We start from the raw sequence: 20057 nt of genomic DNA, 5'->3' as shown, positions 1-20057 counted from the left end.
TTATCCTGCGGGTGCGGATCGCACCTGCCGCGCTGCGATCATATCGCGCAATTGCCGGATGATCGTGCGGTCTTGCCAGAAGTAGGCCGCGAAATATACGAGCGCGCCCAGCGGCAGCCAGATGGTGACGATTGCCATTGGCGGAAGCCCGCCCTGGCAGGCTTTGACGCCAAGAATGACCACCAGCGCCATTACTACGGAACTGGTCATCGCCGGACGCAAGTTCGCCAGTACATCGACAAAGCGGATGCCGGCATATTTGCGTAACAGGTGGAAGCCGTAAGGCAGGATCAGGTATCCCCGTGCCACGCCGGTTACCAGCATCGCCTGCCAACCCCAGCGGTGGACAGCGACCGCAGCCGCTACGCCCAGCACGATCTGGGTGGAGGTCCATGACAGTACTGTGCGTGACTGCCCCATTGCGATCATGGCTGCGATAATCAGGTTGTTCATTTGTGATGTGACGACGGCACAAGCGAAGATGCGGATGGCATCTGCCACCGGTTCCCATCCGTCTCCGAACACGATCGCAACGATCTCTCCCGCCAGGGCGAGGGTGCCCAGGAATGCAGGAAACATGATGAAAGCGGAAAGGCGGCTAAGCCGCAGGTACGTGTCTTTCAACGAATCCAGATCATGTACGCTGCGCGTAAGGATCGGCATCGCGATCTGCTGGAATGGCATGTAGGTGACTTGGTTGAGTACTTCCACAATTCGGGAGCCCGCACGGATGAAAGCTACCGGGACGGGCCCCACCAAAGCGCCGGAGATTACTTCCGCACTGCGAATATTAATCTGGTTGAGAGTGCCGGAAATGCCGATGTAGGCTCCAAACCGCAGCATCTCCTCGCATGATTGCCATTGAAAACGCAGGCGTGGCAGCCAAGGCAGACTGGCCCATGCGGTGATCGCCATTGCCAGCGCTGCGGCGATGCGCTGTCCAACCAGCGCCCATACGCCGTAGCCGGCAAAAGCCAGCGGCAGCCCCACTGCGGCTCCTGCCACGGAAGCGGCGATGTTGCGCATGGCGACTGACCGGAATTTGAGATCGCGCGTAAGCCGGGCGGTATGGATTGCGCCGAGCGGCGTGATGGCGAAGATGGCGGCCAGGGCCGTGACTATCGGTGTAAGGCGGGGTTGGCCAAACAGGTACGCTACCAGCGGCGCGGCCGCGACGGCGGCAGCGAAGAATAGTAGTCCGCAGATGAGGTTGGTCCAGAACGCGGTGTCGGCATCTTCCTCGGTGAGGGTGCGGCGCTGCACTACCGCCTCATTGATGCCGGCGTTGCTCACGACCAGCAGCAGGTCGATCACGAGCGCGGCCAAGGCGACAAGACCGAAGGCCGAAGCACCAAGCAACCGTGCAAGGATGGCGAAAGTGAGGAATGACAGCGCCTGCGTACCCAGACTGGAGGCGGTGGACCATATAAGCGGCGATGCGATGGCCGGACGCGTTGCGCTCACCCGCGCTGCACCGCGTTGATAAGATGCGAGGCATGAGGACGGTTTTCCTCAAGCCAGGCGGAAAATTCGGCGTGACACGCCTGGGGCGAGAAATGCATCCGCGCAGCGCCGAGTGCAGCCGTCGCCAGCGCTAGCCGGCGACCGTCATCGGCCAGAGCGAGGATTGCTGCGGCGAAGTCTGCAGCAGCATCGGCATGAGCCACCGCGCCGACACATTCGCGCTCCACGCCTTGCAGCGTAACGCTGGTGGCGACCACGGCCTTGCCCTGCGCCAGTGCCTCCACCAGCTTGATCTTCAGCCCGGACCCGAACGTAAGCGGCGACACGACCACGCCCGCCCGGGCATAGAAAGATCGGAGATCGTCGACCATTCCGTGGAAGACCACGCCGTCCGGTCCGCCGCGCGGAAAACCCACAGCGACCGTGCCGGCAACGTCAAGCGTGCAAGCGGGCGAGTGCTGGCGAACCAGCGGCCAGACTTCCTTGAACATCCATTCCAGTCCTACGACGTTCGGCGCCGTGTTGCTGCCTACGAACAACAGTCGGTTCCCGTCGCCGGGTTGGGGATGAAGAATCGGTTGGGTGGCCATAGGGGCGAGGATGGGCCGGGATGAGGGTACATGCTCTTTCAGGAAGTGTGCTTCGCTGGCCTGGATGGCGATAACCGCATCGGCCTGCGATAACAGCGCAATCTCTTGCTCGCGGTCGAGATCGGCAACGGAATCACGTCCATCAGCTTTCCCCGCACGGCTATGGAACAAGTCATGCATCACGATTGCGGACGGGCGTTTGGGCAGAAGCGCAATCGCCTCGGCCTGGAACGCATAGTCCGCGACGACGATGTCTGTAACGCCGGGCGCGCGCCGGCGCACGAAGGCGCGGTCGGCCTCTGTCCAGGGCATGGCGATCGCGTAGGGGCGCGGCCGGTCGGAGAGCCAATTGCCTCGCAGTCCCAATCGCTGCGCCAATCGCGATGCGACAGCGCGCAAGGCGTCCATCCCAACACGGGGGTCGCGGGCCACAACCCAGTTTCCGATACGCAATACCCCGCGTATGGCGTGGCTTTCGAATACTTCCATTTCCGGGCGAAGGCGCATGTACGGCCAGCGGCCCATAAGATCAGGTGAGGGTTGCAGCAGATGGGGCGTAAATCCTGCACGGCGCACTGCGCCAGCCAAGTCCAGCAGGTAGGCGCTGCTGCCGTTGGTCTGCCCGGTGATGCGCTGGCGGCTGACGAAAAGGACATGGCCCTTGGTGCGCCCGAAAGCAGTGTCGCTGGATGCATGGAGCATGATTGATCCGTGATTTGGAGCGAGAATTCGCCTGGGCGGTCTGGTCGCCGTCCATCGATCCAGAAATGGAGGCAGGGGCGGGCCGGGTGAAGTGCCTGAGGGAACGCGCACCTTCACGCGCCACGAGAGTGTGGCGGTTGAGGAATGGGGGCGGGCTTTGCGAGCAAGGGCAAGATCTGTGTGCCAAGCCAGCGCCGCAGCGCGGGGTCGACCACGGAACCAATCAGCCACGCGGCGGCCACTGCGCTGCAGGCAGCCACGATCAGCAGCATTGCGAAGCTGGGTGGAGCAAGCCCCAGTGACCTGAAGCCCAGCGGTAAGCCGGTTTCGGTGACGTGCTTGATTGGAACATGGATGGCGTAAAGCGGATAGGAGATCATGCCCAGCCAGGTCGCCGCAGTTTCCTGATGGCTTGTGGGCTGTGTCACGCTGGTAAGCATGACCAATGCCGGAGAGAGCAACAGGACGAAGACAAGATCGTAGCCCGCCCGGGACGCGCCTTCGAGTTCGGGGGCGAGCACCAGCAGGCATGCGAGCATCAGCCAGGGCATGGGCAACCGGGGAACGCGGGGCGTCCAACGTTGCCGGGTACGGTGTAGCAGCAGGCCCAGCGCAAAGGAGAAAGTGATGCGGGCCAGTGCGACAGGCCAATCCCCCAGAACGACACCTTTGTCGAGATTGCCGACTAGAACTACGGACGCTGCCAGCCCCGCCAATCCGGCAAAGCAGATGGCCGTCAGTGCCCGATCTATCCTTTTGGCGATTTCCGCTTCGCCCCGTCCGGCGGCACCCATGCGAATACCAAGTGCATATACGGCATTGGCTGCAAGTTCGTAGAAAAGGGACCAGGCAGGCGGATTGAACAGAAATATGCCCCAGGGTACCAAGACATTAGGTAGCATCAGCAGGTTCGCTGGAAGCGAAGTGGCGATAGCGAACAGTCCCGGTGCACCCTCAAGGCCGAACAAGCGCTGTGAAAGCGCGAAGGCGAACCCTGCCAGAGTGCCAATTGCGATCACCGGCTGCAGCCGCAGGAAGCGCGTGATCATGAAGGCTGGCAATGACAGCGATGCCCGCAACTTCTTTTCATATGCATGAGATATGACGAAGCCGCTGAGCACGAAGAACAAATCCACTGCAAGATAGCCGCTGTCGAAAGCGTGCAGGGGGCTGGCTGAGCCGTCTGGCGTCTTGAGATTGCGCAAGTGATAGAACAATACCGCAAAGGCGGCGGCCCCTCGAAGCGCGTCGAGTGCGAGGTATCGGTGCGGGATGCCACCAACCCCTGGGGGGGGCAGCCCGTCAGTCTGCATAGTAGCCCTTGAATTTCTTGTAATAGCCGAAGGCATCGGTCAGGCCGGCGCTGGCGTATTCCTTGATGTTCACGAGGCTGAGAGCGACGCCGCCGACTTTGCTGCCGTTGTGCGAAAGCAAGTCGAGCGCCGTGCGCACGGCTTTCAGCGGCGTGGCCCGCCATCGCGCGACCACCAGCGTTGTATCGGAAAGACGAGAGACGATCCGGGTCTCCGCCACGCCCAGAACTGGCGCAGAATCGATGATGACGATGTCGAAGCGCGCGCGCAATACTGCCAGAAGCGCGGCCATTGCTTCTTCGGTGATCACGTCGCTCGGGCTTGCCTGGCCCAGCGTGGTAAGAATTTGCAAGTCGGTACGGTCGTCCGCGATCAGAGCTTCATCGAGCGGAAGCGACCCGTCAAGCGCCCGAAACAGTCCTTCATGCTCTCGCCCCGGCGCAAGGGCATCGGATGTCGAGTGATGGCGCACGTCGGCGTCGACGAGCACGACCTTTTGCTTGCCCATTGCCAGGGTGCGGGCCAGGCACATCGATGTGGTCGACTTGCCTTCACGGGGTAGGGGAGAGGTTATGGTGACGACCGCCGCACCCTGCTCGCTGCCGAAATGGCCGATGCCGAGGTATGTCGCCAAGTTGCGCAGGCTCTCGGTGAACAGCGACATGCTGCGGATGGTTACGTAATCCTGCGGGGTCATATCCCTCGGTGTCGAGCGGGTCGCGGAAGCTAAGGTCGGGATTGCACCGGCATAGACTGCACCGAGCCCGCCTTCGATATCGGCACGGGTTGCCACGGTGTCCTCCACGTATTCGGCGATGCCGGTTGCCAACCCTGCGATGAGAAGTGCCGCGACAAATCCGGCCAAGGCACCGACAAGGTAGTTCGGCGAGGAAGGACCGCCGGGTGGGCGGGCCAGCGTGGCGATGCTGGCATCCGCATTGGGCAGTTCTCCGGCCTGTGCTGTTTCCTTGGCGCGGGTAAGATAGGCGCTGTAAATCGCCCGGCTTGCTTCCGCCCGGCGCTCCAGTTCGAGCCGGCCCACTTGTGCGGACCCGTTCTGCACCAGCGAACCTTTCGCCTGTGCACGGCTGCCCAGAAGCGAGGCGAGGCGAGATTCCGCGATCTGCACATCGGCCCGCAGGCCCGATACGATGCGTCCAAGTTCGGCGCCCAGTTGTGCGCGCACATCCGCAAGTTCATCGCGGGCCTGCACGACATCCGGATGCAGCGCGCCGTAGCGGGCGTCTAGTTGTGCGAGCCGGGCGCTGGCCTGGGCTTCCTGCTGACGCAGTTGGCGTATGGTGTCGGATGCAAGGGCGGAGCCGATGTCTGCGCCGCCGCCGCCACGCGCTATCTGTGCTTGTGCTGCACCCAGTTTTCCGCGCTGCCCGGCAAGCTGGGCCTGCGCATCGGCGATCTGGCGGTTGAGCTCGGACACTTCCTGCTCGGCCATGGTCGCGCCATCTGCGCTCATCAGGTTGTTGCGGATCATGTATTGCTGCAATGCTGCATCGTCGGCCACGGCATGTTTGCGCAGGGCTGCCGCCTGGTTTTCGACATAGCGCGCCGACTGCGCGTTGCGCGTCTGCTTTTTGGCGGAATCGAGGCCGATGTAGCGGCGAGCAAGGGCATTCGCGATGCGTGCCGCCAGTTCCGGGTCCGCTGCTGAAGCCGTGATTTCGACAAGATATGTCACGCCAACCCGGCGCACGTGGCTATGGGTAAGGAGCATGCCGGCGGCGCGGCGCTCGGCGGGGGTGATGGTGGCGATTTGCTGCCCAGCGCCTGCGGTGTCGTTGTTGTCCGCACCGGCAGTACCGGAGGGAGTGAGCTTCGGAGCCGGGCTTTTGCTATCACCCCCGAATTCGGGAACCCGGTCCAGCCTGAGGCTGCGTACCACGTCGAGCGTCAATGTGGGTGAGCGGATGATCTGCACGGCAGTGTCGATCAGGTTATCATCAGCGGGGGCGACGAAACCCCGATCGTTCACTTTGACCGGCTGCGCTTCACGTGGCTCGAGGAGAAGGGCGCTTGTCGCTGTATAAGTGCGCGGGAGGATGGCTATCGCCAGCGCTGCGGTCGCCAGTGTGGCGAGAAACGCAATCGCAAAAATCCAACGGCGACGAAAGAACAGAGCGCCGATTTCGGAGGGGTCTGGCAGTAAACGCTTTGAAGCGACGATAGATATTTCGTCCGCTGCAGCGTCATGAGTCCTGTTGCTCAAGACGTTCCTCCAAATAAGATCTTATACGTATTGAAGTGATATTCGGTAGATGCCTAAGCAGTTCGCCAATGAAGCGTTGCGAGCGTCTTAGGTACAATGCCGATGCTCCTCGTCATTGGGAACAGCAGTTCACTCCGTTTGTGAGCGAGTTTGGGGTTTTTTAGATGGAAACGGATCAAAGTGGCGCAGCGTCGCTCGCTTATCTGGTGCATGATCTTGACGATGCTGCGGTTCGCCGCCGCGTGGACTTGCTTGCGGGAGAGGGATTCGTGGTGGGTCTGGGCGGTTTCCGCAGAAATGCCGAGGGGGTGACAGGGCCGGGCGGGGCGCATCGGAAATGCGTGTCCGGGCAGACGGCTTTGGGGCACGGCGTTCTGGATCTTGGGCGCACGATGGACGCCCGGCTTGGCCAACGTCTTGTTGCGGTAGCGAAACGTATGCTCTCGCCTGGCGCAATGCGTGATCTGTGCGGTAGCGCGCCGGTGATCGTCGCCCGCAACCTCGAGATGCTGGCGCTGGCCTGGCGGATACGTCTGCCTCGGCAGCGATTGGTTTACGAATGCCTGGACATCCACAGGCTCATGCTGGGAACGGGGCGCAAGTCGCGGGTCATGCGCTGGATCGAGCGGCGGTTGCTGGCGCGGACAGACCTTGTCATCGTCAGTTCGCCTGCATTCGCGCGCGATTACTTTGCGACGCGGCAGGGCCGGCGCGAAAGAGTGTTGTTGGTTGAGAACAAGGTGCCGGTTGAGCGGCGGGCGGCTTCGGCGGCGAGGCGGCATATTGGCGACGGCGCGGTATGGACGATCGGCTGGTTTGGAATGCTGCGATGTCGCAAGACGCTGGAGCAGATGGGGGGGCTCGCTGCGTCGTCTGGCGGCCGGATCAAGGTGGTGATCGCCGGTATCGCCAGTCCCGCTGAATTCCCGGACTTTCCCGCGCAGGTCGCTGCGTTTCCCGGGCTGAGTTATTCAGGACCCTTCCGCCAGGATGACCTTGCGAGCCTCTACGGCATGGTCGATTTCGTATGGGCTATCGATTACTTCGAGGAAGGGCTCAATTCGGACTGGCTTTTGCCAAACCGGCTTTACGAAGGGCTTGCGAACGGGGTCCCTCCGATCGCGCTTAAGGGGGTGGAGACTGGGCGCTGGTTACAGCGCCACGGCGTCGGCCTTTTGGTCGACGATCCCGTGGCCGAGCTTCCGGACCTGCTCGCCGAACTGATGGCATCCGGGCATGGCCGGATGCGCGAGGCGATAGCGAACTTGCCCGAACACGCCCTATACCAAACTTCGGCTGAGCGGCGCGAGATCGTGGCGGCCATCACCGGGCAGGCCCGGAGCGGGGAGCTTTCCTGTGTCTGAGGCTTTCTCCATACCCGGGATATCGCGCGGACCTGAAGGGGGATCTGCCTTTGGAGAGAGCCGTAACGGCGACGTCCTGATCGTGGTGCCCTGCCTGAATGAGGAAGCGCACCTACCGGCTTTGCTTAGGGGCTTGCTGGGCAATGCGCACGGCGCTCTGGTGGTCGTGGCCGATGGCGGAAGTGTGGATGCCAGCCGCGAGATCGTAACGCTCCTAAGCCGCAAACATGCCAACCTCGTACTTCTGGACAACCCGCAGCGGATACAGAGCGCAGCGGTGAATCTGGCAGCGCGCCGCTTTGGAGCAGGACGCAACTGGTTGCTGCGCATCGATGCTCACGCCCATTATCCTGACGGGTTTCTGGATAGCTTGCGCCTTTCCGCCGGAAGCATGCGGGCCAGTTCCGTCGTCGTGCCGATGGTTACGAGCGGGACGGCCTGCTTCCAGAAGGCGGCGGCAGCGGCGCAGAATTCCGTGCTGGGTACGGGCGGTGCGCCGCATCGTCACCTTGGGCGCGGGCAGTGGGTCGATCACGGCCACCACGCCTTGTTCGACCTGAAGTTGTTTATGGCTGTGGGTGGTTACGATGAGGGTTTTTCTGCCAACGAGGATTCAGAACTGGACCGCAGGCTGATCGCAGCGGACGGGCGTATCTGGCTCGAACCGCAAGCGGCGATTACCTATTTTCCGCGGCGCACGATGGGGGCGTTGTTCCGGCAATATCGCAAGTACGGCATCGGCCGTGCGCGTAATCTAAAACGCCACCCCGTCCCGGTGAAGCTGCGCCAGATGTTACCGCTGGCAGTAGTGCCCTCGATCCTGATGGCGTTGATAGGGCTGGCACTGGCACCGCTCCGGATCGAGGCGCTCGTCTTTGCATTCCCCATGCTCTGCTGGATGGTCGCCGCGCTGGTGGCAGGTGCCATATTGGGCTGCCGCGCCCGTTCGTTCTGCGATGCCGGGGCCGGTGTCGCAGCGGTGACGATGCATGCCGGATGGTCGCTCGGCTTTATCGAGGAGACGCTAAGCAGGCAGCAATTGCCGGCACCGCCTCAGCCGCTCGGGTTCGAAAGCGTGGTTCCGCCAGAAATGCGCGGCGTGCGCCGGATGTCCGGAGAAGCTTTGATCGCCTAGTGCCGGCGCATTTCCATCAGGTATCGCGGGAAGGACGAAAAATCGCGGGCAGAAAAATCGACGCCGGCTTTCCATTCATTGCAATGCCGGCAACCGATCACTTGCCCCAGCCGTCAACCCGCGCCGCGCGTTCCTGTGCGGCGTCCAGAGGGTCGCCCGCCGCCATGTTCTGGGCTGCCGTCATCAACTCGCTCGCGGGTGATCCGGCCTGCCGATATTCGCCGCTCTCGTGCTGGCCGCTGGCCACTGTGCGTTCGAGCGTCCACTCACCCTTTGACTTGCAGGCGATGCCTGACGTCGCGCCGGCATCGTAGACGCGGCAATAGCTGCCGCCTTCGCGCCGGAAGCTGGACAGGATGCGCAATGCGCCCGGCTCGTTGGATGCAAGCTGCGTGTCCAGACCGCGCGCAAGCGAACCCGAAGCCACCAGCGCTCCGTTGCGTTCCGTTACCGTGCTGCCGCCCAGGAACTGCGGGCCAAGCATCAGGCCCAATACCAGGGCGGCGGCAATGGCGGCGCCGATGCCCCAGCGGCGAGACGCAGGCTTTTGCGCGGACTGTGCAGCCTTGGCTTCGGCTTCGCGGCGGGCGCGGGCTGCTGCGAAGTCCAGCACCCGCGCGGGCTGCGCAGCTTGAGGGGGCGTTTGCGCGGGGGGAGGAGTATCGATCATGTCCTGCTCCGTCTCCTCCGCTGCGGCTGCGGCGATCATGAGCGACAGGCTTTCGGGCACCGGCTCGCTCGCCACAGGATCGAGATGACCGCGCAGCAGGGCGCGTAGCTGCCGTTCACTCTCGACCCTTGATGCCAGCACCGGGTCTGCCGCGACGGCTGCCGCCACGCGGGCAGCGTCGGCGCCTGGCAGCTCGCCGTCGGCAAAGGCCATGAGTTCTTCGTTGGTCACGCTCACGCCGTTTCTCCCAATTCGCGCATCAGCGCCTCGCGGCCGCGGCCCAGGCGCGAGGTCAGGGTGCCTTGCGGCACGCCGATGATCTCGGCTGCTTCCTTGTACGAAAAGCCTTCGACCAGCACGAGCACTACCGCTTCGCGCTGTTCCTCGGGCAGCCGGGCGAGGGCGCGGCCGATATTGCCCAGTTCCACGAGGTTTTCCGCATCGCGGTCGCCGGCCATGCCCACGGTCGCACCTTCGTCTTCGTGAGCAAAAGTCTGCGAACGCCGCGTCCTTGCCCGTACTTCGTCGATCCATTGATTACGCATGATCCTGTAAACCCAAGCGTCAAGGCGGGTGCCCTCCTGCCACTGCTGGCGGGACTTGAGCGCGCGCTCGACCGTTTGCTGGCACAAGTCATCGGCGTCGGCCGCATCATGGGTCAGGCCGCGCGCGAACCGCCGCAGGCGCGGCAGCAGGGCTGTCAGCTCTTCACAGAAGCGGTTGTTGCTCATCGATTTCTCTTGCCTGGGGATGAAACGGATGGACAGCTGCGTTTCATCCCTGAGTGCTACGAAATTTCGCGACGGACAAGCTGATGCAACGACATGCCCTTATATTTCTCGTCCTGACGGCGGCGCTGATAGCGGCGCCGGTGCGTGCGCAACTGGGCGGCGCGATCGATCCGTTAGGCAATGCGGTGGGCCGGGTGGGGGATGCAGTCCGCGATATCGCCGCACCCGCTCTGGAGCCGCTGGGCGAGGCGGTCGGCGACGTGCGCAAGCTTGCACGCGAAAGGGTGCAGCGGCTGGCGCGGTTGGTTTCCGACCATGGCGACCGGGTGGAATGGGATGAGCAGCGTCAGCCTGCCGTGCGCGGCGAGGCACTGCTGATCGATCCCGACCCTGCCACGCTGGAAGTAGTGCGGCGGCAGGGTTACGCCGTGATCGAGCAAGGAACGCTGGGCGGGTTGGACGTGTCCTACGCGCGGCTGGGCGTGCCGTCCGGGGTTGCGCTGGCCAAGGCGGTGGAGGCTTTGCGCAAGGCGCTGCCTGGGCGTGAGATTACAGCGGATCAGCTTCATTTTCCCTCTGGCAAGAGCGCTAAAAATGCGTCGGGCACGGCATCGTCCAAGGCGCTGCCGCGGGGCGGTACGGTAGGCGTGATCGACGGCGGCATCGCTGTCTCGGATGCAGGGGCACGGCGCCTGGTTTCCCAGCATGCCTTTGCATCGGGGACGAAGGCCAGCGACCACGCCAGCGCCATCGCCTCGTTGCTGACCGGTGCAGGGACGGCGCGGATCTATGGTGCGGATGTCTATGGCAGCGATTCGGCGGGCGGTAATGCTCTGGCCATCGCCAAGGCACTGGGCTGGATGAAGGGGCAGGGTGTTCCGGTGGTCTCGATCAGCCTGGTGGGGCCTTCGAACCCGCTACTGGCGCGGGCGGTTGCGGCTGCGCAGGCCAAAGGTATGGTCATCGTCGCGGCAGTTGGCAACGACGGCGCCGCCGCGCCGCCAGCCTATCCGGCATCTTACCCGGGCGTAGTCGCGGTGACGGGCGTGGATGGAGCAGGCCGCGTACTGATCGAAGCGGGCCGCGCCACGCACCTCGATTACGCCGCGCCGGGGGCGGACATGTCCGCACTGGTGCCGGGCCGGGGCCGGGTGTCGCTGCGCGGAACGTCGTATGCTGCCCCTCTTGCTGCCTCGCGCATTGCTGCGCGGCTGGCGACGGGTGACGGCGCGCAGGGGCTCGGGCCCGTGGATGCCGAGGCGCTCAAGGGGACGCGGCGGACCGGGCGCGGGGTGCTCTGCAATATCTGTCGCTCGGGTCTTTAAAGAAAAAATCGGAAAAAATTGCATCCACCACGGATGAAAGTGAAAAGCCCACCCGTTCCTTCCTTCAGAGACCCCCGAGGCAGGACATCTGCTCCGGGATTGAACAACAAAGGAAGGAGCATACCCATGAACAAGCTCAACCTCGGCACCGCGCTTACCACTCTTGGTGCGACCCTCGCTCTCTTCGCGATGCCCGGTGTAGCCAACGCGCAGTTGCTGGGCGGTGGTGGACTTGGCGGCGGCGGCGGACTGGGCGGCTCGCTCGGCGGCGGCATCGGCGGTTCGCTGGGTGGCACCATGGGCAGCGTCGGCAGTTCGATCGATGGCGCCGCCAGCGGTGCCGGAGACATCAGCGCCTCGCGCGCTGGCCGCAGTGTTTCCTCGCGTGCCAATGGCAGCGGCAAGGCCAGCAAGTCGGTGAAGACCCCGCAGGCGGCAGCTCCCGACACTTCGACTGCGACTGGCGCGCTCGAAGGCGCCCGCTCACAGGCTGGCGGTCTGGTCGGCTCCACGCGTTCTGCAGCGGGCAATGCCGCCGGGTCCCTGAATTCGGCGAGCGGCAGCGCTTCCGGGGCGGGCACTGCAATGGGTTCGTTGACAGGCTCGGGCGCCAGCGGCTCGGCTTCGGGTTCTGGCACGGGTAGCCTGACAGGCGGCGCTCCAACGTTGCCGGTCGACGCAGCGGGCACTGCCTCGCAGGTTGCCGGCACCGCTACCGGCGCGGCGAGCGCTGCCCGTTCGGCCGCTGCCGAGAAGGCGCAGGGCGCCGGCAGCAAGGTGCGCGATACGGCAAACAGCGCATCGGACAGTTCGGCCTCCGGTTCGGGTAATGGCTCGGCCACGGCAACCGCTGGCAAGCGTAGCGCCACTGCGACGGGATCGGGCACCGGTTCGGCTTCGAAAAACGGCGCCGGTGGGTCGGTCGATCTGGGTGTGAGCGGCGGCGGCACCGAGCAGTAATCAACTTGGCCTGATCCGCCGCGTTACCATGCCCCCACCGACTGCGCGGCGGGGCAGCGCCCCCGGGAGACCCACTCTCTCCCGGGGGCGTTTTTGCGCGTTCGGGTAGAGAGAAACGCTGGCCGGCTTCAGGCCAGATAGCGTTCAATTTCCCGCCATGCGGCCAGCTTCGTTTCGCGCGGCATGCCTGCATATGCAGCGCTAGAGGAAGGCAGGTCGATCAAATGCCAGGTGCCGTCGGCCCCGGCCAACTGGCGTCTGCCGGCCTTCGCAGCCGTACCGCCGTTGAAGCCGATGGCGCGAAGCCGTGGCAACCTTTCTGCGAACGCCGCAAGGTTACGCAGCGTGGCGCTGCGTATCGCCGTGTCGAGGCTCCCCGTTCGCTGCGCGCTGGCGATGACATCCCAAAGCCCGACACCTCGCGCCTTCAGTCCCTCCAGTCTCCGGGCGTAGGGCAAGCGGGGAAAGTCCGCTTCCCCAAGCACTTCGCCGATGAGCCACCAGAATGCATTGGTCGGGTGGGCATAATATTCCCCCGCCGCCAGCGAACGCTCGCCGGGCAGGCTACCGAGCAGGAGCAAGCGCGTATTGCCGTCGACACTGGGCGGAAATGCGGATTTCAAGATCGGCTCTGGCATGATGCTCGCTGCTTTGCCGATTGTCCTGCACCATCACATGCCGGGACCAAACATCTCGCGCTTGGTTCTGCTTTCCCGGTACGACTAGGTCTGTAGGAAGTAGTATTTTGCGGCGGACAACAGGGCTGGCTGGTGGGTGGACACCGCGTTCGGCTGATCGCTATTCCATCGAAGGGCTGTCAATGTCTCAGGATCACCTGAGACATCTCGCACCGGCAGCATGGCGGAGACGGAGAGATTCGAACTCTCGGTGCCCCCTTAAGGGCACGACGGTTTAGCAAACCGCTGGTTTCAGCCACTCACCCACGTCTCCGAGTGCGGCTCAGGCGGGCCCTATAGCGAGACGTATGGAGGGCGGCAAGAGGCGATCAGCGAACAAATGTCGATTTCCGAAAAAGCCCCGGAAACCGGCGTTTGTCGATTCAGCCTGCCGCAAAACAGACTCATGTCGTCGCCCGTTCATTGCGAGGTCAGGCGCGGTGGATTCTTGTGGGATGGCACCATTTTGGCCGCGCACGGGGCGCGGGGTGGGGAATCGCTGGCGACAGGCCGGCAACGCAGGGCAGTACGCCACGGAAGGGTCTCTCATGACGAACCGCAAGAATATCATCGAAGCGGGCGCAAAGGCCGAACGTCGCCGACCGGTCGTTGCTCCGCTCATCGCCGCAGTTTCGGCGCTGCTGGCGGTGATCACGCCGCTGGCGCCGGCGATGGCGCAAGTCACGACGGTCGATCCCGATGCGGCGATCGATGCGGACATCAACCGGGGCACCACTTACTCGGCTGCCCCGCAGGCGGCGCCCGGCAACGGCACGCCGATCGAGGCTCCGGCGACCGACTGGAACGGCCAGCCGGTGCCGGCCACGCCCGTGCCTTCGCCCACTACCCCGCCAGCGGTGGTGGCCGGTGACAGCAGTTCAACTTACCGCGAAGATGACCTGATCGGCGCCGCCGAGGGTGTCTTTGGCAAGGGCGCCAAGGGCGTTGCCGATATCATCCGCGACCTGCTGGCCAAGCAGGGCGAACCCAACGCCTATATCGTCGGGCGCGAGGCGGGCGGCGCCATTGCCGTGGGTCTGCGCTACGGTTCGGGCACGATGCACCACAAGGTCGAGGGTGAACGCCCCGTCTACTGGACCGGCCCGTCGATCGGCTTCGATGCCGGTGCCAATGCCGGCAGCGCCTTCGTGCTGGTCTACAATCTGTACGACACGCAGGACCTGTACCACCGCTTCGGCGCGGGTGAGGGGCAGGCCTATCTGATCGGCGGATTCACTGTCAGCTACCTGCGGCGCGGTAACACCGTGCTCATCCCGGTACGCGCCGGTGCAGGCCTGCGACTGGGCGCGAACATCGGCTATATGAAGTTCTCCGAGAAGCAGCGCTGGCTGCCGTTCTGACAAGGTTTTACGCCCGGCTCGACAGGGCCGGGCGTAATCTTGTTGCGCTCCACAAGACTTTGCGCACTCGGGTGTTGCGCTGCCCGGCCAGCGAGGTTATTGGCCGCCCGCCATGCTCAATGACCTCAAGCAACAGCCCGCCGACGCGCTCCTCGCGCTGATCAAGCTCCACAACTCGGACCCGCGTGCCGACAAGATCGACCTCGGTGTCGGCGTGTATCGGACGGGGCAGGGCGATACGCCCGTGTTCGCCGCGATCAAGGCCGCCGAAGCGAAGCTCGTCGCCGAGCAGGACTCCAAGGCATACCTTGGTCCCGAGGGCGACATGGGCTTCGTAGAGGCGCTCATGCCTTATATCTTCGGTAAGCAGGACCCCGCAATGGGCGGCCGCATCGAAGGTATGCAGACCCCCGGCGGCACCGGCTCGCTGCGCCTCGCGCTCGCGATGGTGAAGCGTGCGGGCTACAACCGCGTCATCGTCGGCAAGCCCAGCTGGCCCAACCACAACCAGATCTGCGCCGACCTCGGCCTCGAAGTGTTCGAATTCAACCACGCCGCCGCTGACGGCTCGACCGATATGGATGCCCTGCGCGGCGCGCTTGGCCAGGCGCAGGCCGGCGACGCCATCCTGCTGCACGGGTGCTGCCACAACCCCACCGGCATCGACTACACCAATGCCGAATGGGACGAGATCGCCGGTCTGATCCTGGACAGCAAGGTGCTGCCGATCCTCGACCTGGCCTATCAGGGTCTGGGCCAGGGCATGGAGGAGGACGCTTACGGCGTTCGCCGCGTGCTGGCCGCAGTGCCGGAAGCGCTGGTCTGCTATTCGTGCGACAAGAACTTCGGTCTCTACCGCGACCGTGTTGGCGCGCTCTATGCGATGGTCGTCGATCCGGCGGACCTGACCCGCGTGATGTCGAACGGCCACGCACTCGCCCGTGCCAACTGGTCGCAGCCGCCAGATCACGGCGCTGCCGCAGTGCGCCTCGTCCTTGCGGACGAAGCCCTGACCGCGCAGTGGCTCGATGAAGTCGCCGAGATGTGCGAGCGCATGCGCCAGGTGCGCGCGGCCCTGGCTGCGGCCGGCAAGACCGGCGGTGTCGACCTGACCCCGATCGGCAGCCAGAACGGCATGTTCTCGATCATCCCGTTCACGCCCGAGCAGGTGCAGGAAATGCGTTCGAAGCACGGCGTCTATTTCGCCGCTTCGGGCCGCATCGCCGTGGCCGGCCTCACCGCCGCCAACATCGACAAGTTCATTGCTGCCGTCGCGGACGTGACAGCCTGACATGAACCGTCAGCCGGTTCTCGAAGGAAGCCGGCTGACGCTACGGCCCCTGGTCCCTGAGGATTGGGAGGCGTTGTTCGCGCTCGCTCGCGATCCCGCGATATGGGCCGTGCACCCCGCACATGACCGCTGGCAGGAGCCGGTGTTCCGCCAGTTCTTCGACGAGGGGCTGGCCAGCGGCGGCGCGCTGGTTGTTATCGACAACGCCAGCGGCGAGATCGCCGGCTCGACCCGCTATGGTGTGGCCGAGGCGGAAGCGCCCGGTGAGATCGAGATCGGCTGGTCGTTCCTGGCCCGCAAGTATTGGGGCGGGGGCTATAACGCCGAATTCAAGCGCCTGATGCTCGCCCATGCGCTAGCGCATTTCGACCGGGTGATCTTCCAGGTCGGCGCCGACAACGTCGTTTCACGCAGGGCCATGGCCAACATTGGCGGCATCCTGACCGACCGCACCCGCAGTTTCGAACGCGGCGGGGCCATGGTCGAGCATGTGATCTTCGAGATCACCCGCGAGAGTTTCGCGAAGGGCCCGCTGGCGATATCCTGAAACTGGCCGGGTTGCTTTCCTTCAGAACAATTCCTCGTCCAGCGCCATGACCGGCTCAGGGCCGGCTGCGATCCGGGCCGCGTGCAGGGCGGCGCGGGGGAGCATGTAAGTGGCATAGTAGCGGGCCATCGCGGCGTAAGCCTGCGGCGTGCGGGTGGCGCCCAGCGCCGGGGAGGCGGCCAGGATACGCAGCCACATCCAGCCCAGCGAAACCAGCGCGAAAAGATTGAGGTACTCGGTTGCGGCCGCGCCCAGCCGGTCTGTGTCGCCGGCGGCTGCGGCGATGGTCTCGCTCGCGGTTTCGAGCAGGGCCAGCGCTTCGCGCATCTGCGCGGCAAGAGGATCGGCGAGCGCCGGGTCGGCCTTGCCGAGGTCGGCGGCGATCATGTCCAGATAGGCGCGCAAGGGGGCGCCGCCTTCCATCGTTACCTTGCGCGAGACAAGGTCCATGGCCTGCACGCCGTTGGTGCCTTCGTAGATCTGGGTGATGCGCGCGTCGCGCACGAACTGCTCCATCCCGGCCTCGTGGATGTAGCCGTGACCGCCGAAGACCTGCTGGGCCAGCACCGTTGTCTCGAAGCCGAAGTCGGTGAAGGCGGCCTTGATGACCGGGGTGAGCAGCGCGACGTCGGCATGGGCGGCTGCGCTGACCACCGGATCGGGGTGGCGATCGGCCACATCCATGCGGATCGCGGTCCAGGCCGCCAGTGCACGGGCGGGTTCGACGAAGGCGCGGCCTGCGAGCAGCATCTTGCGCACGTCGGCATGGGCGATGATCGGCACCGGGCCGCTGCCGTCGGCGCCGCGTCCCTGCAGGCGCTCGCGGGCGTAAGTGACGGCGGCTTGGGTTGCGGCATCGGCGAGGCCAAGGCCCTGGATGCCGACGAAGAGGCGCTCGGCGTTCATCATCGTAAACATCGCATTCAGCCCGCGCCCGGCCTCGCCAACCAGCCAGCCGGTGGCGCCGTCGTAGTTCATGACGCAGGTTGGCTGGGCGTGGATGCCCATCTTGTGTTCCAGCGCCCCCACCGACATGGCATTGCGCATTGTCCAGTCACCGGCTTCCCCCGGCAGGAGCTTGGGGACGAGGAACAGGCTGATGCCCTTCACGCCCGCAGGGGCATCGGGCAGGCGCGCAAGGACGAGGTGGACGACGTTGTTGCCGAAGTCCTGATCGCCCGAGGAAATGAAGATCTTGGTGCCGATGATGGAGTAGCTGCCATCGTCGCGCGGGTCGGCGCGGGTGCGCAGCAAGCCCAGGTCGGTGCCTGCAGAAGCCTCGGTCAAGGCCATGGCGCCGCACCATTCGCCGGTAACCAGCTTTTCGAGATAGATCGCCTTGAGTTCGTCGGAGCCGTGTGCGGCCAGTGCCTCGGCCGCGCCGCGCGTCAGGCCGGGGAAAAGCCCGAACGACAGGTTCGCGGCCGAGACCATCTCGTCGAGCATGATCTGAACCGTGCGCGGCAGGCCCTGGCCGCCGAATGCGGGGTCGCCTGCAAGGCCGGACCAGCCCGCTGCGACGAATTCGGCGTAAGCCTCCGCGAAGCCGGGGGCAGTAATCACCTTGCCGTCGACCAGCTTCGATCCTGCCGCATCGCCCGGCAGGTTTAGCGGGGCGAGGCGTTCGGCGCACATGCGCCCGGCCACCGTCAGCACTTCAGCGGCGAGGTCGGCGCTGGCGTCCTCGAAGCCGGGAAGCTGCGCCATCTGGGCATCGAAGTCGAGCACATGCTCCAGCAGAAACCGCATCGTCGCGACGGGGGGCTGGTACGCTGCGGGCATGGTTGTCTCCGGTCTTCGACTGCTTGCGCTGGATGCAGGTTTCATTGTACCAAACGATCGTTACAATCAAGAGCGAGTGCCCGTTTGACCGTCAAAGTCGCCACCCTGCGCGAAGAGGAAGTGCTGGCTGCCGCTGCTGCGCTGTTCGCCGCGCGGGGATTCGCTGCGACCAGCATTCGGGACATCGGCGAGCGGGTGGGGCTGCTGGGCGGATCGCTCTATCATTACATCAAGAGCAAGGACGCGCTGTTCATCCGCATCCATGATCGCGCTCTGCAATCGGCCGAGGATCGCATTCACGCGGCGATCGCGGGGTTGGAGGATCCTTCGCAGGCCTTGGCGACGGCGTGCCGGGTGCTGCTGGAAATCCAGCTCGACCCGGCTTCGTTGACGATGCCTTTGATGAATGATTTTCGCGCCGTGCCCGAAAGCGTTCGGGTGCAACTGGTGGAACGGCGCGATGCCTTCGAGCAGGTGTTTGCCGATCTGGTGGAGGCCGCGCCCCTGCCGGCGGGCGTGGACCGGGCGGTCTATCGCATCCTGCTGCTGACCACGCTCAACACCGCGAGCACCTGGTATCGGCCGGGGCGCCTCAGCCTGGACGAGGTCGCGAGGCAGATATTGCGGGTCTATTCGGTCGAAGGGTAGCGGGGCTTGTTGCGCTACTTGCTTTCGCGCTCGACCACCCGGCACAGGCCTTCCTGCGCAACGCTGGCGATCAGCTTGCCTGCCCGGTCGTAGATCGAACCGCGCGCAAAGCCTCTCGCATGGCCGGCCCAGGGGCTGTCCATCGCATAGAGCAACCAGTCATCCACCTGCGGGGTGGAATGGAACCACACCGCATGGTCGAGGCTGGCAACCTGCAGGCCGGGCGCGAAGAAATTGGATTTGTGAGGCAGCACCGCCGTGCCGACCAGCGCAAAGTCGCTGGCATAGGCAAGGACGGTGCGGCTTAGGGCATCATCCGCCTGCATCGGCGCGGCGAGGCGGAACCACAGGAACTGGCGCGGCGTACCGGAACCTTCGCTCGCCGGCGGGCCGGGCCGGATTTCGAACGCGGCAAGTCGGTCGAGCATGGCCTGCGGAAACTTTTGCCCTGCGGCGGAAAGGGCGGAGGCGAAATCCGGGCACTGCTCCGGCCCCGGCACCGGCGGCATCGCGGCGGCATGGGCAAAGCCCTCTTCGCGGCGGTGGAACGAGGCGGCGAGGTTGAGGATCGGCTTGCCGCCCTGCATGGCGACGACGCGGCGGTTGGCGAAACTGCCTCCGTCGAAATCGCGCAAGGTCCGGTAGATGATGGGGCGCGCGGTGTCGCCTGCCCGCAGGAAGTAGGCGTGGAGCGAGTGGGCCTGCCGCTCATCGCCCACGCTGCGGACGGCAGCGGCGAGCGCCTGCGCGACCACTTGCCCCCCGAACACGCGGCCCGGCCCTTCGGCGGCGGGGGCGCCCCGGTAAAGATCGGTGTCGATCTCCTCGACCTCCAGCAGGGTACGCAGTTCGGCTACGGCTTCAGTCATGCGGGGCTTCCTCCACGGGCTTTACCGGCGTGCCGGCTAGCCAGGCCTGCGCCTGCCGGTCGATCGAGAGCAGTTCGTCCAGCGTCTGCTCGATCGCGCGCTTCTGCTTGCGCAAGTCGGAGATCCGGTCGCCCACACGGGTGCGCAGGGCGCGAACCTGTTCGTGGTGCTCCGGGTCGACGTCGTAGAGGTCGAGAAATTCCTTGATCTCGCGGATCGAGAAACCCAGCCGCTTGCCGCGCAGGATCAGCTGCATCCGGCCGATCTCACGCCGCGAATAGATGCGCGTGGTGCCCACCCGCTGCGGCGAGATCAGGCCCTTGTCCTCGTAGAATCGCAAGGTGCGCATGGTGACGCCAAGCTGGGTGGCCGCATCCTGGATGCCGATCATCTCGGGAGGGTCG

General features: G+C 64.8%; 18 protein-coding genes and 1 tRNA gene. 8 read left to right on the top strand and 11 right to left on the bottom strand.

From position 1 onward, the window contains the following. From TQ38_RS12980 to TQ38_RS12965, 4 genes are all read right to left on the bottom strand, one after another. Positions 1–1464: a lipopolysaccharide biosynthesis protein gene (locus tag TQ38_RS12980; RefSeq protein WP_043970965.1), complete on the bottom strand. Its 1464-nt coding sequence runs from the start codon at positions 1462–1464 to the stop codon at positions 1–3. Next, the gene (locus TQ38_RS12975) at positions 1461–2756 is read right to left on the bottom strand and encodes a glycosyltransferase (RefSeq protein WP_043970963.1); all 1296 of its coding nucleotides are present in this window, start codon (positions 2754–2756) and stop codon (positions 1461–1463) included. The genes TQ38_RS12980 and TQ38_RS12975 overlap by 4 nt, the downstream gene beginning before the upstream one ends. A gap of 113 nt (positions 2757–2869) precedes the next feature. After that, complete coding sequence (locus TQ38_RS12970; protein WP_082057508.1) at positions 2870–4105, bottom strand: acyltransferase; 1236 nt, start codon at positions 4103–4105, stop codon at positions 2870–2872. Continuing rightward, positions 4059–6293, bottom strand: coding sequence for a polysaccharide biosynthesis tyrosine autokinase (locus TQ38_RS12965; RefSeq protein ID WP_043970961.1), 2235 nt, complete (start codon positions 6291–6293; stop codon positions 4059–4061). Before TQ38_RS12965 ends, TQ38_RS12970 begins: the two co-directional genes overlap by 47 nt. A gap of 164 nt (positions 6294–6457) precedes the next feature. Here TQ38_RS12965 and TQ38_RS12960 point away from each other — a divergent pair, with 164 nt between their 5' ends. Then, positions 6458–7657, top strand: a complete 1200-nt coding sequence (locus TQ38_RS12960) for a glycosyltransferase (RefSeq protein WP_052505540.1) — start codon at positions 6458–6460, stop codon at positions 7655–7657. Beyond that, positions 7650–8792 (top strand): glycosyltransferase family 2 protein, encoded by a 1143-nt coding sequence (locus TQ38_RS12955; protein ID WP_240197884.1) that lies wholly within the window; start codon positions 7650–7652, stop codon positions 8790–8792. Before TQ38_RS12960 ends, TQ38_RS12955 begins: the two co-directional genes overlap by 8 nt. 97 nt (positions 8793–8889) lie before the next feature. Here TQ38_RS12955 and TQ38_RS12950 read toward each other — a convergent pair whose 3' ends face one another. Both TQ38_RS12950 and TQ38_RS12945 read right to left on the bottom strand, forming a co-directional pair. Then, a complete protein-coding gene (locus TQ38_RS12950; protein ID WP_043970959.1) occupies positions 8890–9699 on the bottom strand; it encodes a hypothetical protein in 810 nt (269 codons plus the stop codon). Then, complete coding sequence (locus TQ38_RS12945) at positions 9696–10193, bottom strand: RNA polymerase sigma factor (protein ID WP_043970957.1); 498 nt, start codon at positions 10191–10193, stop codon at positions 9696–9698. The genes TQ38_RS12950 and TQ38_RS12945 overlap by 4 nt, the downstream gene beginning before the upstream one ends. A gap of 83 nt (positions 10194–10276) precedes the next feature. Between TQ38_RS12945 and TQ38_RS12940 the strand changes: the two genes are divergently transcribed. Both TQ38_RS12940 and TQ38_RS12935 read left to right on the top strand, forming a co-directional pair. Beyond that, positions 10277–11518, top strand: a complete 1242-nt coding sequence (locus TQ38_RS12940; RefSeq protein ID WP_043970956.1) for a S8 family serine peptidase — start codon at positions 10277–10279, stop codon at positions 11516–11518. A 126-nt stretch (positions 11519–11644) separates the two neighbouring features. After that, positions 11645–12478, top strand: a complete 834-nt coding sequence (locus TQ38_RS12935; protein ID WP_043970954.1) for a hypothetical protein — start codon at positions 11645–11647, stop codon at positions 12476–12478. Between the two features lie 128 nt (positions 12479–12606). On the opposite strand, the gene TQ38_RS12930 is transcribed toward TQ38_RS12935, so the two are convergent. Beyond that, positions 12607–13116, bottom strand: a complete 510-nt coding sequence (locus TQ38_RS12930; RefSeq protein WP_043970953.1) for a DNA-deoxyinosine glycosylase — start codon at positions 13114–13116, stop codon at positions 12607–12609. Positions 13117–13337: 221 nt separating this feature from the next. Continuing rightward, a tRNA-Ser gene (locus tag TQ38_RS12925) sits at positions 13338–13429 on the bottom strand. A 274-nt stretch (positions 13430–13703) separates the two neighbouring features. Here TQ38_RS12925 and TQ38_RS12920 point away from each other — a divergent pair. The 3 genes from TQ38_RS12920 to TQ38_RS12910 all read left to right on the top strand — a co-directional run bounded on the left by TQ38_RS12920 (position 13704) and on the right by TQ38_RS12910 (position 16354). Continuing rightward, the gene (locus TQ38_RS12920; RefSeq protein ID WP_043970951.1) at positions 13704–14516 is read left to right on the top strand and encodes a DUF1134 domain-containing protein; all 813 of its coding nucleotides are present in this window, start codon (positions 13704–13706) and stop codon (positions 14514–14516) included. 112 nt (positions 14517–14628) lie between these two features. Beyond that, on the top strand, positions 14629–15807 hold the full coding sequence (locus tag TQ38_RS12915; protein ID WP_043970949.1) for an aromatic amino acid transaminase: 1179 nt from the start codon (positions 14629–14631) through the stop codon (positions 15805–15807). A gap of 1 nt (position 15808) precedes the next feature. Beyond that, a complete protein-coding gene (locus tag TQ38_RS12910; protein WP_043970947.1) occupies positions 15809–16354 on the top strand; it encodes a GNAT family N-acetyltransferase in 546 nt (181 codons plus the stop codon). A 21-nt stretch (positions 16355–16375) separates the two neighbouring features. On the opposite strand, the gene TQ38_RS12905 is transcribed toward TQ38_RS12910, so the two are convergent. After that, the gene (locus tag TQ38_RS12905; RefSeq protein WP_043970944.1) at positions 16376–18136 is read right to left on the bottom strand and encodes an acyl-CoA dehydrogenase; all 1761 of its coding nucleotides are present in this window, start codon (positions 18134–18136) and stop codon (positions 16376–16378) included. A gap of 84 nt (positions 18137–18220) precedes the next feature. Between TQ38_RS12905 and TQ38_RS12900 the strand changes: the two genes are divergently transcribed. Further along, complete coding sequence (locus TQ38_RS12900; RefSeq protein ID WP_043970942.1) at positions 18221–18784, top strand: TetR/AcrR family transcriptional regulator; 564 nt, start codon at positions 18221–18223, stop codon at positions 18782–18784. A gap of 14 nt (positions 18785–18798) precedes the next feature. On the opposite strand, the gene TQ38_RS12895 is transcribed toward TQ38_RS12900, so the two are convergent. Beyond that, entirely contained in the window at positions 18799–19653 is an 855-nt protein-coding gene (locus TQ38_RS12895) for an acyl-CoA thioesterase II (protein ID WP_043970940.1), read from the bottom strand. Continuing rightward, on the bottom strand, positions 19646–20044 hold the full coding sequence (locus tag TQ38_RS12890) for a MerR family DNA-binding transcriptional regulator (RefSeq protein ID WP_052505577.1): 399 nt from the start codon (positions 20042–20044) through the stop codon (positions 19646–19648). Before TQ38_RS12890 ends, TQ38_RS12895 begins: the two co-directional genes overlap by 8 nt. Positions 20045–20057 lie beyond the last annotated feature (13 nt).

The organism is Novosphingobium sp. P6W (assembly GCF_000876675.2).
Taxonomy (GTDB): Bacteria; Pseudomonadota; Alphaproteobacteria; order Sphingomonadales; family Sphingomonadaceae; genus Novosphingobium.
The sequence above is the reverse complement of the archived record's forward strand: the minus strand, read 5'-3'. Positions and strand labels throughout refer to the sequence as shown.